The sequence below is a fragment of the Synechococcus sp. HK05 genome, assembly GCF_019104765.1.
Lineage (GTDB): Bacteria > Cyanobacteriota > Cyanobacteriia > PCC-6307 > Cyanobiaceae > Vulcanococcus.
Map to the genome: position 1 here is coordinate 55,192 of NZ_JAHRXJ010000001.1, position 12,634 is coordinate 67,825.

Annotated in this window: 16 protein-coding genes; 11 read left to right on the top strand and 5 right to left on the bottom strand. The window is 66.8% G+C overall.

The window, feature by feature from the left end:
* Window positions 1–23 precede the first annotated feature (23 nt).
* The 11 genes from atpE to KUL97_RS00325 all read left to right on the top strand — a co-directional run bounded on the left by atpE (window position 24) and on the right by KUL97_RS00325 (window position 7,391).
* Window positions 24–272 (top strand): ATP synthase F0 subunit C, encoded by a 249-nt coding sequence (gene atpE, locus KUL97_RS00275; protein ID WP_010310940.1) that lies wholly within the window; start codon window positions 24–26, stop codon window positions 270–272.
* Window positions 273–377: 105 nt separating this feature from the next.
* Window positions 378–839, top strand: a complete 462-nt coding sequence (locus KUL97_RS00280; protein ID WP_217794664.1) for a F0F1 ATP synthase subunit B' — start codon at window positions 378–380, stop codon at window positions 837–839.
* Window positions 836–1,354, top strand: a complete 519-nt coding sequence (locus KUL97_RS00285) for a F0F1 ATP synthase subunit B (RefSeq protein WP_217794666.1) — start codon at window positions 836–838, stop codon at window positions 1,352–1,354. The genes KUL97_RS00280 and KUL97_RS00285 overlap by 4 nt, the downstream gene beginning before the upstream one ends.
* On the top strand, window positions 1,354–1,902 hold the full coding sequence (atpH, locus tag KUL97_RS00290) for an ATP synthase F1 subunit delta (protein ID WP_217794668.1): 549 nt from the start codon (window positions 1,354–1,356) through the stop codon (window positions 1,900–1,902). Before KUL97_RS00285 ends, atpH begins: the two co-directional genes overlap by 1 nt.
* A gap of 52 nt (window positions 1,903–1,954) precedes the next feature.
* Window positions 1,955–3,472, top strand: a complete 1,518-nt coding sequence (atpA, locus tag KUL97_RS00295; protein WP_217794669.1) for a F0F1 ATP synthase subunit alpha — start codon at window positions 1,955–1,957, stop codon at window positions 3,470–3,472.
* A gap of 30 nt (window positions 3,473–3,502) precedes the next feature.
* Window positions 3,503–4,456: a F0F1 ATP synthase subunit gamma gene (locus KUL97_RS00300; protein ID WP_217794671.1), complete on the top strand. Its 954-nt coding sequence runs from the start codon at window positions 3,503–3,505 to the stop codon at window positions 4,454–4,456.
* Window positions 4,457–4,590: 134 nt separating this feature from the next.
* Window positions 4,591–5,313 carry a TIGR02466 family protein gene (locus KUL97_RS00305; protein ID WP_217794948.1) on the top strand — a complete coding sequence of 241 codons (723 nt, stop codon included), beginning with the start codon at window positions 4,591–4,593 and terminating at the stop codon, window positions 5,311–5,313.
* Between the two features lie 56 nt (window positions 5,314–5,369).
* Window positions 5,370–5,693, top strand: coding sequence for a 2Fe-2S iron-sulfur cluster-binding protein (locus tag KUL97_RS00310; protein WP_217794673.1), 324 nt, complete (start codon window positions 5,370–5,372; stop codon window positions 5,691–5,693).
* A complete protein-coding gene (locus tag KUL97_RS00315) occupies window positions 5,690–5,899 on the top strand; it encodes a hypothetical protein (RefSeq protein ID WP_217794675.1) in 210 nt (69 codons plus the stop codon). Before KUL97_RS00310 ends, KUL97_RS00315 begins: the two co-directional genes overlap by 4 nt.
* A complete protein-coding gene (locus KUL97_RS00320; RefSeq protein WP_217794677.1) occupies window positions 5,899–6,948 on the top strand; it encodes a DUF3326 domain-containing protein in 1,050 nt (349 codons plus the stop codon). Before KUL97_RS00315 ends, KUL97_RS00320 begins: the two co-directional genes overlap by 1 nt.
* Window positions 6,948–7,391, top strand: a complete 444-nt coding sequence (locus KUL97_RS00325; RefSeq protein ID WP_217794679.1) for a YchJ family protein — start codon at window positions 6,948–6,950, stop codon at window positions 7,389–7,391. Before KUL97_RS00320 ends, KUL97_RS00325 begins: the two co-directional genes overlap by 1 nt.
* Here the strand turns inward: KUL97_RS00325 and KUL97_RS00330 are convergent.
* The 5 genes from KUL97_RS00330 to KUL97_RS00350 all read right to left on the bottom strand — a co-directional run bounded on the left by KUL97_RS00330 (window position 7,381) and on the right by KUL97_RS00350 (window position 12,615).
* The gene (locus KUL97_RS00330; RefSeq protein ID WP_217794680.1) at window positions 7,381–7,683 is read right to left on the bottom strand and encodes a hypothetical protein; all 303 of its coding nucleotides are present in this window, start codon (window positions 7,681–7,683) and stop codon (window positions 7,381–7,383) included. The two genes, KUL97_RS00325 and KUL97_RS00330, sit on opposite strands and share 11 nt — an antisense overlap.
* 84 nt (window positions 7,684–7,767) lie before the next feature.
* Entirely contained in the window at window positions 7,768–8,901 is a 1,134-nt protein-coding gene (ald, locus tag KUL97_RS00335) for an alanine dehydrogenase (RefSeq protein ID WP_217794682.1), read from the bottom strand.
* Between the two features lie 61 nt (window positions 8,902–8,962).
* Complete coding sequence (locus KUL97_RS00340; RefSeq protein ID WP_217794684.1) at window positions 8,963–10,660, bottom strand: NAD+ synthase; 1,698 nt, start codon at window positions 10,658–10,660, stop codon at window positions 8,963–8,965.
* A 3-nt stretch (window positions 10,661–10,663) separates the two neighbouring features.
* Entirely contained in the window at window positions 10,664–11,260 is a 597-nt protein-coding gene (locus tag KUL97_RS00345) for a nicotinate-nucleotide adenylyltransferase (RefSeq protein WP_217794686.1), read from the bottom strand.
* Complete coding sequence (locus KUL97_RS00350) at window positions 11,257–12,615, bottom strand: DUF697 domain-containing protein (protein WP_254896022.1); 1,359 nt, start codon at window positions 12,613–12,615, stop codon at window positions 11,257–11,259. The genes KUL97_RS00345 and KUL97_RS00350 overlap by 4 nt, the downstream gene beginning before the upstream one ends.
* Window positions 12,616–12,634: the final 19 nt, after the last annotated feature.

Consider the following 12,634-nt stretch of genomic DNA (forward strand, 5'->3'; position numbering starts at 1 on the left):
CGCCCTACATCCTTCGTTCCACCATGGATTCCATCACCTCTGCAGCGTCTGTGATCGCCGCTGGTCTGGCTGTCGGCCTCGGCGCCATCGGCCCTGGTATCGGTCAGGGCACCGCAGCCGGTTCCGCTGTTGAAGGCATCGCTCGCCAGCCCGAGGCTGACGGCAAGATCCGCGGCACCCTGCTGCTGTCCCTGGCCTTCATGGAAGCTCTCACCATCTACGGCCTCGTGGTCGCACTGGTGCTGCTGTTCGCCAACCCCTTCGCCGGCTGATCGCGCCTGAGGTGAGCGGAGACCCGGTTTCGACCGGGTCTCTTCCCTTGTTTCACCTCACTGCATCCGTACGCGACCGCTTTCAACCGCCCGCACCCCCGCCTCATGACCAGCTGGCTCCTGCTTGGTGCAACGGAGGGAGGTCTCTTCGACCTCGATGCCACCCTGCCGCTGATGGCGGTGCAGGTGGTTCTCCTCACCTTCATTCTCAATGCCCTGTTCTTCCGCCCCGTTGGCCGGGTTGTGGAGGAGCGTGAGGGTTACATCACCACCAGCCGTGCCGAGGCCAAGCAAAAGCTGGCCCAGGTGGAGCGCCTGGAGGCGGATCTGCGTGAACAGCTGAAGGAGGCCCGCAAGGCCACCCAGCAGCTGATTCAGGAAGCGGAGCAGGATTCCGACAAGCTCTATCGCGAAGCCCTGGCCACCGCCACGGCTGAAGCCAACGCCTCCCGTGAGCAGGCGCGTCGTGAGATCGACGCCCAGCGGGAGTCGGCCCTTGGCCAGCTCAAGGGTGACGCCGACAAGCTCGGTGACCTGATCGTCGACCGTCTGCTGGCCGCCAAATGACTTTCCCTAGCCTCTTCGCCAATCACGGTGGCTTTGGTCTGAACCTCAATGTGTTCGAGACCAACATCATCAACCTGGCGATCGTTATCTTCGCCCTCTACAAGTTTCTGCCCAACTTCCTGGGCGGCATCCTGGAGCGGCGTCGGGCGATCATCCTGGCCGACCTGAAAGATGCTGAAGAGCGTCTGGCCAGTGCCACCACCCAGCTTGCGCAGGCCCAGAAAGACCTGGCCGAGGCTCAGCAGAAGGCTGAGCAGATTCGTGCCGACGGCAAAGCCCGTGCGGAGGCCATCCGTTTCGAGAGTGAGAAGCGCACCATCGATGAGATGGCCCGCCTCAAGCAGGGCGCTGCTGCCGACATGGACGCCGAAGCTGCTCGCGTGAGCACGCAGCTCCGCCGTGAAGCTGCTCGCCTGGCCATCGAGAAAGCTCTGGCCACGCTCCCCGGAAAGCTCAGCCCTGAGGCGCAGGCCCAGCTGGTCAGCCAGTCCATCAACACCCTGGGGAACGCCTGATGCCGCTGCTCAACTCGATCACCACCCCTTACGCCGAGGCCTTCCTGCAGGTGGCTGAGAGCCGCAAGGAAGTTGACCAAGTGGTGGATCAGGCCAAGGCCGTTCTCGCCCTGTGGCACGAATCCCCCGAACTGCGCCAGGCCATGGCCTCGCCCGTTCTCGAAGTGGAAGCCAAGAAGGCTGCCATCGAAAAGCTGTTCACCGATCAGCTCACGCCTTCCTTCCTCAATTTGCTGAAGCTGCTGGCCGATCGCCAGCGCATCGGCGTGCTCGATGCGGTGCTCGATCGCATGCTCGAGCTCTACCGCGAGCAGCGCAACATCGCTCTCGCCAACGTGACCTCCGCCACTGCTCTCAGCGACGAGCAGCAGGCTGAGCTCAGCAAGAAGGTTCAGGCCGTGGCCGGTACCGACAAGCTGGAGATCCAACTCTCCGTGGACCCTGATCTGATCGGCGGTTTTGTCGTGAAGGTTGGCTCCAAGGTGATTGATGCCAGCCTCGCGGGTCAGGTGCGTCGCCTCGGACTAGCGCTGGCCAAGGTGAGCTAGCCCCGCACCCTAATCCCCTCCTCACCCCTCGTCCTCATCTTTCTCGCCTCCCATGGTTTCCATCCGCCCCGACGAGATCAGCGCGATCCTCAAGCAACAGATCGCTGATTACGACAAGTCGGTTTCCGTCAGCAACGTCGGCACCGTTCTGCAGATCGGCGACGGTATCGCCCGCATTTATGGCCTGGATCAGGTCATGGCTGGTGAGCTGGTGCAGTTCGAAGACGGCACCGAGGGCATCGCTCTGAACCTCGAAGACGACAACGTCGGCGCGGTGCTGATGGGCGAGGGCCGGGGTATTCAGGAAGGCAGCACGGTGAAGGCCACCGGCAAGATCGCCTCCGTGCCCGTGGGCGACGCCATGCTCGGTCGCGTGGTTAACCCCCTGGGTCTGCCGATCGATGGCAAGGGCGACATCGCCACCAGCGAGACCCGTCTGATCGAGTCGATGGCGCCTGGCATCATCCAGCGCAAGTCGGTGCATGAGCCTATGCAGACCGGCATCACCGCCATCGACGCGATGATCCCCATCGGTCGTGGCCAGCGCGAGCTGATCATTGGCGACCGCCAGACCGGCAAGACCGCCATCGCGATCGACACGATCATCAACCAGAAGGGCGAAGACGTCGTTTGCGTCTACGTGGCTGTGGGCCAGAAGGCTGCATCCGTCGCCAACGTGGTGGAAGTGCTGCGCGAGAAGGGCGCCCTCGACTACACCATCGTTGTGGCCGCGAACGCCTCTGAGTCGGCTGCTCTGCAGTACCTGGCTCCCTACACCGGCGCTGCCATTGCTGAGTCCTTCATGTACAAGGGCAAGGCCACCCTCGTCATCTATGACGACCTCACCAAGCAGGCTCAGGCGTACCGCCAGATGTCGCTGCTCCTCCGTCGTCCCCCCGGTCGTGAGGCCTACCCCGGCGACGTGTTCTATTGCCACAGCCGTCTGCTCGAGCGCGCCGCCAAGCTGAGCGACGCCATGGGTAAGGGCTCGATGACCGCCCTGCCGATCATCGAAACTCAGGCTGGTGACGTGTCGGCCTACATCCCAACCAACGTGATTTCGATCACCGACGGTCAGGTGTTCCTGAGCTCCGACCTGTTCAACTCCGGTCTGCGCCCCGCCATCAACGTGGGTATCTCCGTGAGCCGCGTGGGTGGTGCCGCCCAGACCAAGGCGATCAAGAAGATCGCTGGCACCCTCAAGCTGGAGCTGGCTCAGTTCGATGAACTGGCTGCCTTCTCCCAGTTCGCCTCCGACCTGGATGCCGCCACCCAGCAGCAGCTGGCCCGCGGTAAGCGTCTGCGCGAGATCCTCAAGCAGCCCCAGTTCAGCCCCCTGATCCTGGCTGAGCAGGTTGCCGTGGTGTATGCCGGTGTGAAGGGTCTGATCGATGAGGTGCCCGTGGAGTCTGTGGTGCAGTTCTGCCGCGAACTGCGCGAATACCTCAAGACCAACAAGGCCGATTTCATCAACAAGGTGCAGACCGAGAAGCAGCTCAGCGAAGAGTCTGAAGCGATGCTCAAGGACGCCATCAACGAAGTGAAGTCGTCGATGCTGGCTGCGGCCTGATCCTGACGGTTAACCCGGAGAACCCCTTCCATGGCGAACCTCAAGGAGATCCGCGACAGGATCAGTTCGGTTAAGAACACCCGCAAGATCACCGAGGCCATGCGCCTGGTGGCCGCCGCCAAAGTGCGTCGTGCCCAGGAGCAAGTGCTGCGCAGCCGGCCGTTCGCCGACCGGCTGGCTCGGATTCTGGAAAACCTCCAGACCCGCATGCAGTTCGAATCGGTGGATGCTCCCCTGCTGGAGAGCCGCGAGGTGAACACCATCACCTTGCTCGCGGTCACTGGTGATCGCGGTCTGTGCGGTGGCTACAACGCCAACATCATCAAACGCACGGAACAGCGTCACGCTGAGCTCACCGCTCAGGGCTACACCGTGGATCTGGTGCTGATCGGCCGCAAAGTCGCCACCTACTTCCAGAATCGCGCCAGCCAGTACACCATTCGTGCCACCTTCATGGGGCTCGAGCAGGTGCCCAACGCTGCTGAAGCCGGCCAGATTGCCGAGGAAGTCCTCGCTGAGTTTCTGTCTGGCAGCACCGATCGCGTGGAGATCATCTTCACCAAGTTCATCAACTTGGTGAGCTCCAAGCCGGTCTCGCAGACTCTGCTGCCCCTGGATCCCCAGGGCATCGCCAGCCCGGATGATGAGATCTTCCGTCTCACCACCCGTGATGGTCAGCTCGGTGTGGAGACCGGCAAGGTGGCCAACGATCAGCCAGCGCTTCCGTCTGATCTGGTGTTTGAGCAGACTCCGGAGCAGCTGCTGAATGCTCTGCTGCCGCTGTATCTCCAGAATCAGCTGCTGCGTTCCCTCCAGGAAGCTGCCGCTTCTGAGCTGGCCAGCCGGATGACGGCCATGAACAACGCCAGCGACAACGCCAAGGCGCTCGCCAAGACCCTCACCCTCGACTACAACAAGGCCCGCCAGGCCGCCATTACCCAGGAGATCCTGGAAGTGGTGGGTGGTGCGGCTGCCATGGCCTGAGCGCTCGCAGCCAGCAAAAAGCCTCGTCGGTCGGTCGCTGCCGCTTCGCGGATGCGACCTTCCCGGCGAGGTTTTTTGCTGGCTGGGCGTGGGGGTGTGTTGGCGGGGAGGATGAACAGGAGCGGCTGGTGCGCATGGAATTGCAGGGGTTGTTTCCGTTGGCGTTGGCGCGGGTTCAGCTGCGGCTGGATCCGTGGGATCTGGCGCTCTTGATGCAGGAGGTGTTGGCGTTGCGGGGAGACGCGGAAGGCAACCCTGAGCCTGGATGTGCGTGGACGGGGGATATCAATGGGATCTGGCAGCTGCATCGGCTTGAGGCGTTTGCGGCGATTACGGCTGAGGTGGAGCGGCAGGCCTGGAGCTATCTCGAGCAGCTCGGTTTTCGTGCCGGCAGCGTGGCGTTGCATGTGCAGCGGGCCTGGCCGGTGGTGAGTGAGGCGGGGCAGGTGGTGGGGCGTCATCACCACCCCAACGCTCATCTGAGTGCGGTGCTGTATCTCAACGGCGATGGCAGTGGCCGCTGTGGTTGCCTGCGGCTCTTTCCGCCGCGGCAGCCGAATGAATTGGTGCCGGGTTTGGCGGTGGGTCATGGCGGGCCGATCGATGGCGCCTCGGCCGGCGGCCGCCAGTGGAACGCCCCATGGCTGGATGTGGCACCGCAGGCAGGTCTGCTGGTGCTGTTCCCAGCTAGCACCGACCACGCTGTGACGCCCAATGAGGACGAAGGCGACCTGCGCCTGTCACTCGCCTTCGATTTGGCGCTGACTGCGCCGCTGGCCGCGCCCGGGGATCCAGCGCCACCGGAGTATCTCGCTCCCCATCCGGGCCAGTGGAGTGAGGTGGGCGCGCCCGCCTAGCGGTTCCGCGATCCGAGACAATGAACGGCCACGAGCCCCAGCTGCCGCTGCGCCCCATGAGCGACACCTACACCGTTGAGTGCGAGATCAACGGCACCAGCCACAGCTTCAGCTGCAGTGCTGAGCAAACCGTGTTGGCAGCAGCCGAGGCGGCCGGTGTTGATCTGCCCAGCTCCTGCTGCTCCGGCGTGTGCACCACCTGCGCCGCCCGCATCCATGAGGGCAGCGTGCACCAGCCCGATGCCATGGGCGTGAAGGCTGAGCTGCAGGAGCAGGGCTATGCGCTGCTGTGCGTGGCCTTCCCCCGCAGCAACCTCAAGCTCACCGCCGGCCAGGAAGACGCGCTTTATGAAGCCCAGTTCGGTCAGTACCAGAAGTGAGCAGCGGCCAGCTGCGGCCCTTGCTGTTGGAGTTGGAGCGCCAGAGCGGCTCCCTGCGCGCCCAGATTGAGGCGGCCGTGGCCGTTCACGGCACCCCTTTGCGCTGGGCGATCACAGCCGTGCGGCAGCGCCCGGATCAGCCGCCGTTGCTGCAGATCGAGGCCGTGGTGCTCAGCACTGGGGATCATCAACAGGACGGGGGCTGATGAGTCCAGCGCCAGCACTCCCCACCCTGTTGGTGATCCCCACCGGCATCGGCTGCGCTGTGGGTGGTTATGCCGGTGATGCGCTCCCGGCGGCTCGCTTGCTGGCGGCGGCCAGCGGCTGTTTGATCACCCACCCCAATGTGATGAATGGCGCAGCGCTCTATTGGAGTGATCCGCGCATCCACTACGTGGAGGGCTCCAGCCTTGATCGCTTTGCGGCGGGTGAGTTGGCGTTGCAGCCGGTGCGGCAGCAACGGGTGGGGCTGCTCCTGGATGCGGGCATCGAGCCGGAGCTACGCCACAGGCATCTGCAGGTGGCCGATGGCTGCCGCGCCACCCTCGGTCTGGATGTGGGGCCGGTAGTGACCACCGATCGCCCGCTGGACGTGAGCCTCAGCCTGGGTGCCAGTGGGGTGAGCTGGGGGCAGCTCGGTCAACCAGAGGCGCTGTTGCGAGCTGGCCGGCAGCTCAAGGCCGCTGGTGCCACGGCGATCGCTGTGGTGGCGCGCTTCCCCGATGACCCTGATAGCGAGGCTCTGGCTGCGTACCGGCAGGGCAGCGGCGTGGATGCCCTTGCCGGTGCGGAAGCGGTAATCAGTCATTTGCTGAGTCGCGAGTTGGGTCTGCCCTGTGCCCATGCCCCAGCGCTCAGTCCGCTACCCCTGGATCCCGATCTCGATCCCCGAGCGGCCGGTGAGGAGTTGGGCTTCACCTTCCTGCCCTGCGTGCTGGTGGGCCTGAGCCGGGCGCCGGATCTGGTGCCGGCGGCAACAGGGTCAGCGGCGCTCGGGATCGAGGCGGTGGGTGCCGTGATCGCTCCGGCTGGCGCCCTGGGGGGGGCGGCCGTGTTGGCCTGCGCCGAACGTGGCATTCCGGTGATCGCGGTCGCGAACCCCTGCCTGTTGGAGGTGTCTGCTGAAGCGCTGGGGTTGGAGGTGATCCCGGCCGCCGGTTACAGCGAGGCCGCGGGTCTGGTGCTGGCCCTGCGCGAGGGCATTGCTCCGTCGGCCCTGCGCCGGCCGTTGCCTGGTTTGCGGGATCGGTCCTGATGGCTGGTTTCGGTGCTCAAGCGGGGCTGCCCCCCGAGCAGCCGTGCCCCTGCGGCGGCGCCACCTATGGCTGCTGCTGCCGCCCGCTGCATCGCCAGGAGCAGGCCGCCGCCACAGCCGAACAGCTGATGCGTTCGCGTTACAGCGCCTTTGCCTTGGCCGAGATCGATCACCTGCTGCGCACGCAACCTTCGCTGCAACCGATCCGCGAGCGCCGCCGCTCCCTGGAGGCCAGCTGCCGTCAGCTGCGCTGGCGCCGCCTGGAGATCCTTGCTACTGAAGCCGGTGGGCCGGATGATCTGCACGGCACCGTGACCTTCGCAGCCCACTACAGCGCCGGCGGTCAGCCCGGTGTGTTGCGGGAATGCTCCCGCTTTGGCCGTGAGGGCGGCCGGCCCGATGGGGCCTGGCTTTACCTGGAGGCGCTGGAGCTCAGCGATTGAGGCCCGTGCAGATGCGATCGAGCACCGAGGCGCAGCGGGTGCTGGATCGGGCCATGCATTCACCGCTGAGGGTTTCCAGCCAGAGCTCCCCGGTGCTGGCGATGTCGCTCCAGTCGGCCCAGACACGCACGTAATCGTTCACGCGGCGGCCGGAGCAGGGTCGCTCGAAGGCCATCAGGGTGCGGTGGTCGGGTTGCTCCACCTCCAGCCCCAGCTGTTCGAGCAGCGGGCGCAGGAGCTCACCGGGTGAGTGGGAGCTGTGGAAGGGAACGAGGGCGCGGCAATAGGCCATGGCGTGGGATGGGCCGTGCCTTCAACCTATGGATGGCGGTCGGAGGGGATCCCCGCCTGCTCACAATCTCTTCCACTCTGGATGTCAGCTCAGGCAGGCCATCGGATGGCGCGTGGGCAGGCCAAGCGCTTTGGCCACACCCGGATGACACACCGACCCCGCCACGGTGTTGAGCCCCGAAACCAGCTCCGGCCGCTCGGTGACGGCCTCCACCAACCCCCGCCCGGCCACCGCCGCGATGTAAGGAAGGGTGACACTCACCAGGGCCTCGGTGGAGGTGAAGGGAACGGCCCCGGGCATGTTCCCTACCGCGTAGTGCTGCACCCCGTGGATGCGCACCACTGGATCGGTGTGGGTGGTTTCGCGGCTGGTGGCGATGCAGCCGCCTTGATCGATCGCCACATCCACGATCACCGAGCCCGCTTGCATCTGTGCCACCAGGGCTTCATCCACCAGGGTTGGGGCGCGATCGCCGGGCAGCAGCACCGCGCCGATCAACAGATCGGCTGAGGGCACCAGCCGCTCCAGCAGCCCGCGGCTGCTCACCAGGCTCACCAGTCGGCCCTGGCGCTGTCCCTCCAGCCGGCGCAGCCGCTCCGGGGAGAGATCGAGCAGGAACACTTCCGCATCCATAGCGGCGGCCAGGCGCGCGGCATTCCAGCCCACGCTGCCGGCGCCAAGCACCACCACCCGCGCCGGACGCACCCCGGTGCAGCCCCCCATCAGCACCCCGCGCCCGCCGTGGGGTTGCTCCAGCAGATGGGCCCCCACCTGGGCGGCCAGGCGGCCGGCGATCTCACTCATCGGCGCCAGCAGCGGCAGGCTGCCATCGGCCAGTTGAACCGTTTCATAGGCGATGGCGGTGGTGCCGGCCTGCAGCAGGGCTCTGCCTACGGCGGGATAGGCCGCCAGGTGCAGGTAGGTGAACAGCACCAGATCCGGCCGCAGAAAGCCGAACTCCTCTGGCTGCGGCTCCTTCACCTTCACCACCAGATGGGCGGCCCAGGCTTCCGCCTGATCCACCACAGCCGCTCCGGCAGCTTCGAAGACCGCATCGCTGATGCCGGCGCCTTCCCCAGCGCCTTGCTCGATCCGCACCTGCAGGCCATGACTCACCAGCTCCCGCACGGCATCGGGGGTGAGGGCCACCCGCCGTTCATCGGGCTTGATCTCCCGCGGCACGCCGATGCTGGCGATCGGGGCGATGGAGCCGGCCATGGGGCGGGAGCGAGAACGGGTCAGTGATCAGCTTGGCGCCGCCGATCCGGGATGGCCACGTTCAGGCCGCCGCGATCGGCATGCGCCATCCGCTGCCGAAGGAACGTTTGCCGAGCTTGAGCACAGGCGGGGCCTGGCGGCGCTTGAACTCTGCGCGACGCAGCAGCTGCATCACCCGATCGGCCTGGGCTCGATCGACGCCGCGGGCCACGAGATCGTCTGGGCTCAGGTGCTGTTCCAGCAGTGCTTCGAGCAGCGGGTCGAGCACGCTGTAGTCGGGCAGTGAATCGCTGTCTCGTTGATCGGGCCGCAGCTCCGCGCTCGGTGGCTTGTCGCGAATGGCGCGGCCCACCAGCTCGCCATCCGGCGGGAGCCCCAGCTCCTGCCGGCAGTGTGCGGCTGCCGTTGAATCCAGCCAGGCGCAGAGGCGGAAAACACCGGTTTTGTAGAGGTCTCCGATCACGGCCAGGCCGCCATTCATGTCGCCATAGAGGGTGCAGTAGCCCACGGCCAGTTCTGATTTATTGCCGGTGGCGAGCAGCAGCTGGCCCTGTTGGTTGGCCACGGCCATCAGCAGGGTGCCGCGAATGCGCGATTGCAGGTTTTCAGCGGTGAGGCCTGCGGGTGCACCGCCGAGAGGGGGCGTCAGCGCGGAGTCGAAGCTGTTCATCAGGGCCTCGATCGGCACGGTGTGGGTTGCCATGCCGAGGCGATTGGCGAGGGCCAGGGAGTCGTTGATCGATCCCAGCGAACTCCAGGGTGAAGGCATCAACAGGGCTTGAACGTTGTCGGGCCCCAGGGCTGCTGCAGCGATCACGGCGACGAGGGCAGAATCGATGCCGCCGCTGAGCCCCAGCAGCGCCTTGCCGAAGCCGCATTTGCGGGCGTAATCGCGCACTCCCAACACCAGGGTGCGCACGAGCAGCTCGTTTGGATCTGGCAACTCGGGAGTTGCTTGCGGGCTCGCGCCCGGGGCCGCTGGTGTGGCGTCCCACAGGTGCAGGTCGCTCTTGGCGAAGGCCAGCTGGCAGGGCACGTCGCCGTTGGCGGTCGCCACAAAGCTGCCGCCGTCAAACACCAGTTCGTCGTTGCCACCCACCTGGTTCACATACGCCACCGGGCAGTGCAGGCGCCGCGCCGCCGCCGCCGCCAGCTCCCGCCTCAGCTTGGCTTTGCCGTCCCCAAAGGGTGAGGCCGAGAGGTTGATCAGCAGGTCGGGCTGGAGCGCCTGCAAATCCGCCACGGGGTCGGCCCCCAGCAGCCGCTGCGGGTGCAGCTCTTCCTCCACCCAGAGGTCTTCGCAGATCGTGATCCCAAGGCGCCAGGGGCGGCCGCCGCCCTGCAGCTCCAGCAGGCAGGGCGCATCGGCGGGACGGAAGTAGCGGCGCTCATCAAACACGTCGTAGCTGGGCAGCAGCCGTTTGCGCGCCACGATTCGCCAGTGGCCCCGCTCCACCAGGGCAGCGCTGTTGAACAGATCGGGCTGCTGGCCGTCGCTGGCGGGTTCGCTCACGCCCAGCAGCAGGGCCAGCCCCTCAGGGAGTTGTTCGGCCAGCTGATCAAGCACCTGCTGCTGCTGCCGCCGCAGGGCCGGGCGCAGCAGCAGATCGCGGGGGGGATAGCCCCAGAGGGCGAGCTCCGGCGCGATCACCAGATCGGCTCCCTGGCTCGCTGCGGCTTGGCAGGCCTCCAGCAGCTGGGCGCCGTTGCCGGTCAGGTCGCCCACCAGCGGATTGATCTGGGCGAGGGCGAGGCGCATCAGTTAGCGGAGCGTGCGGGAGGGCGGCTGCCCCAGGCCATAGAGATTGTGACGAACCAGTTCCGCCCACAACCCAGCTGGCACCTGTTCGGGGCTGGGGTGGCGGCGGATCGCTGAACTGGCGGTGGCGGGCACCGGTAGGTTCAGCAGCTCCGGCTGACCGCCCAGGCTGCGGATGGCCTCCAGGGCCGTTGGATCCAAGCCAAATCCTTGCCGCGGCACCACGGCCAGGCGGCAGCGCTGCAGCAGTTCAGCGGCCTTCCACCAGCTCGGCACCTGCCCGGCCAGATCGCCTCCCACCACAAACACCAGCGCCTGATCCGGCCAGCGCTCGGCCGCCCGCTCCAGGGTGATCAACGCCCGAGGATTGCTGAGCTCCTGAGCGTGTTGGATGCGTGGATCGCCGATGGCCTTCACCAGCGCCCCCAGCAGCTGTGCCCGCAGCTCCAGCGGTGCACCGTGCTGTTTGAACGGGTTGTCGCTGGCCCAGGTGGCGACCTGTCCGTAGTGCTCGGCCAGACCCTCCAGTAGTGCCCGGTGGCCTTCGGTGGGGGGATCGGCGCTGGTGCCGAACAGGGCCAGGCTGGGCGTTGCGCTCATGGCAGCAGTGGTTTCAGCGCTGCGGGCCGGTTGCTCTGCTCCTGCCACTGCTGCAACCAGGCCCGGGCCTGAGGGTCCTGGCGGGCTAGGCGCCGCAGCAGGGAGGCAGGGCGCAGTCGCCCCCGTTCGGCGCTGCGCAGCAGTTCGGCGGCCGCCAGACGGCCCGTGAGCCGGGTGGTGTGCACCGCCAGCGCCGCCTGGGCCAGGGCCACCGGTGCCGCCGGCGCCAGGCTGAGACCGCCGCTCAGGGGGGCCGCCAGCAGCAGCACCTGGCGCAGCCCCCCGAGCAGCAGCTGGATACCCAGTTGGGTGCCGCCCAGTAGAGCGTTCTGCGCCGACAGTCGGGTGAGGAGAGCGCGGGCGCCGCCGCCCCCCAGCTCAAGGCCATAGAGCTCACAGAGCTGCACCACCAGGGCGGTGTCGAGGGCGATGCCGCCGGCGAGATCCAGCAGCAGCAAGGGATTGGCCGCCACACCGGTGGCTTTGAGGGCGGCGTAGCGGCCGATCAGGGCCTGGGCGTTGTCTTTGCCGCGGCGCAAGCGCCATTGGTGCAACCGCTGGGCAAAGCGATCCGCGGCCCGCAGGCCGTTGAGGCCCAACAGCAGTGCACCGTGCTGGCTGAGCAGCTCGACCAGAGCCCGGCGCAGGGGTGCCACCTGAGGCGGCATCGGTTCACTGCGCACCCGGCCATCGTTCAGCACCACGGCCTGCCGTGGCGCCGAGGCCACCGCCAACAGCTCCAGATCGCGGTGCCCCGGAGGCAAGCGCCGGCGGATGCTGCTGATCAAGCCCTCGCGTTCGTCTGCTGGCCAGCAATCGATGCGGTTGAGCACCAGCAGCACGGGTTTGCCCGCTGCCAGCAGGTGTTCCAGGGCTTCAGCTTCCGGGGTGGTGAGGTCGCTGTCGAGCACCAGCAGCACCAAATCAGCACCCACGGCCACCCGCGCCGCCAGGCGCTGTCGGGCCTTGGCGGCGATCTCATCGATGCCGGGGGTGTCCACCAGGTCGACGCCGGCGATCCCGGGGATGCGCACGCGCCAGGGGCGGCGCTGCTGGCTGCGGGTGCAGCCGTGGGCCACATCGGTGGCGAAGGCCTGCTCCTCCAGCAGCGCATTGAGCAGGCTGGATTTGCCCACGCCCACGCGGCCGAACACCGCCACCCGCAGCCGCCGCTGTTTGAGAGCTCGCAATTGCTGGTCGAGCGCCTGCAGCTCCGGGCCCAGGGCGCTGCGTTCGCGGTCGCTCAGCCGCAGCTCGCTGCGCCACTCGCCCAGGAGCAGCTCGCAGCGCTCGGCGGTGGAGGGGGAACGCAAGGGCGGCGGTGAGAACGCCATGCATTGAAGCGGTTGTGCCATCGTCGCGCTCAGCCCCGCT

Excerpts from the sequence above, each read along its gene's own strand:
- KUL97_RS00300 (WP_217794671.1), top strand. The coding sequence starts at position 3,503 with ATGGCGAACCTCAAGGAGATCCGCGACAGGATCAGTTCGGTTAAGAAC.
- KUL97_RS00310 (WP_217794673.1), top strand. The coding sequence starts at position 5,370 with ATGAGCGACACCTACACCGTTGAGTGCGAGATCAACGGCACCAGCCAC.
- KUL97_RS00325 (WP_217794679.1), top strand. The coding sequence starts at position 6,948 with ATGGCTGGTTTCGGTGCTCAAGCGGGGCTGCCCCCCGAGCAGCCGTGC.
- KUL97_RS00340 (WP_217794684.1), bottom strand. The coding sequence starts at position 10,660 with ATGCGCCTCGCCCTCGCCCAGATCAATCCGCTGGTGGGCGACCTGACC.
- KUL97_RS00285 (WP_217794666.1), top strand. The coding sequence starts at position 836 with ATGACTTTCCCTAGCCTCTTCGCCAATCACGGTGGCTTTGGTCTGAAC.
- KUL97_RS00305 (WP_217794948.1), top strand. The coding sequence starts at position 4,591 with ATGGAATTGCAGGGGTTGTTTCCGTTGGCGTTGGCGCGGGTTCAGCTG.
- ald (WP_217794682.1), bottom strand. The coding sequence starts at position 8,901 with ATGGCCGGCTCCATCGCCCCGATCGCCAGCATCGGCGTGCCGCGGGAG.
- atpE (WP_010310940.1), top strand. The coding sequence starts at position 24 with ATGGATTCCATCACCTCTGCAGCGTCTGTGATCGCCGCTGGTCTGGCT.
- KUL97_RS00350 (WP_254896022.1), bottom strand. The coding sequence starts at position 12,615 with ATGGCACAACCGCTTCAATGCATGGCGTTCTCACCGCCGCCCTTGCGT.
- atpH (WP_217794668.1), top strand. The coding sequence starts at position 1,354 with ATGCCGCTGCTCAACTCGATCACCACCCCTTACGCCGAGGCCTTCCTG.
- atpA (WP_217794669.1), top strand. The coding sequence starts at position 1,955 with ATGGTTTCCATCCGCCCCGACGAGATCAGCGCGATCCTCAAGCAACAG.
- KUL97_RS00345 (WP_217794686.1), bottom strand. The coding sequence starts at position 11,260 with ATGAGCGCAACGCCCAGCCTGGCCCTGTTCGGCACCAGCGCCGATCCC.
- KUL97_RS00330 (WP_217794680.1), bottom strand. The coding sequence starts at position 7,683 with ATGGCCTATTGCCGCGCCCTCGTTCCCTTCCACAGCTCCCACTCACCC.
- KUL97_RS00280 (WP_217794664.1), top strand. The coding sequence starts at position 378 with ATGACCAGCTGGCTCCTGCTTGGTGCAACGGAGGGAGGTCTCTTCGAC.
- KUL97_RS00320 (WP_217794677.1), top strand. The coding sequence starts at position 5,899 with ATGAGTCCAGCGCCAGCACTCCCCACCCTGTTGGTGATCCCCACCGGC.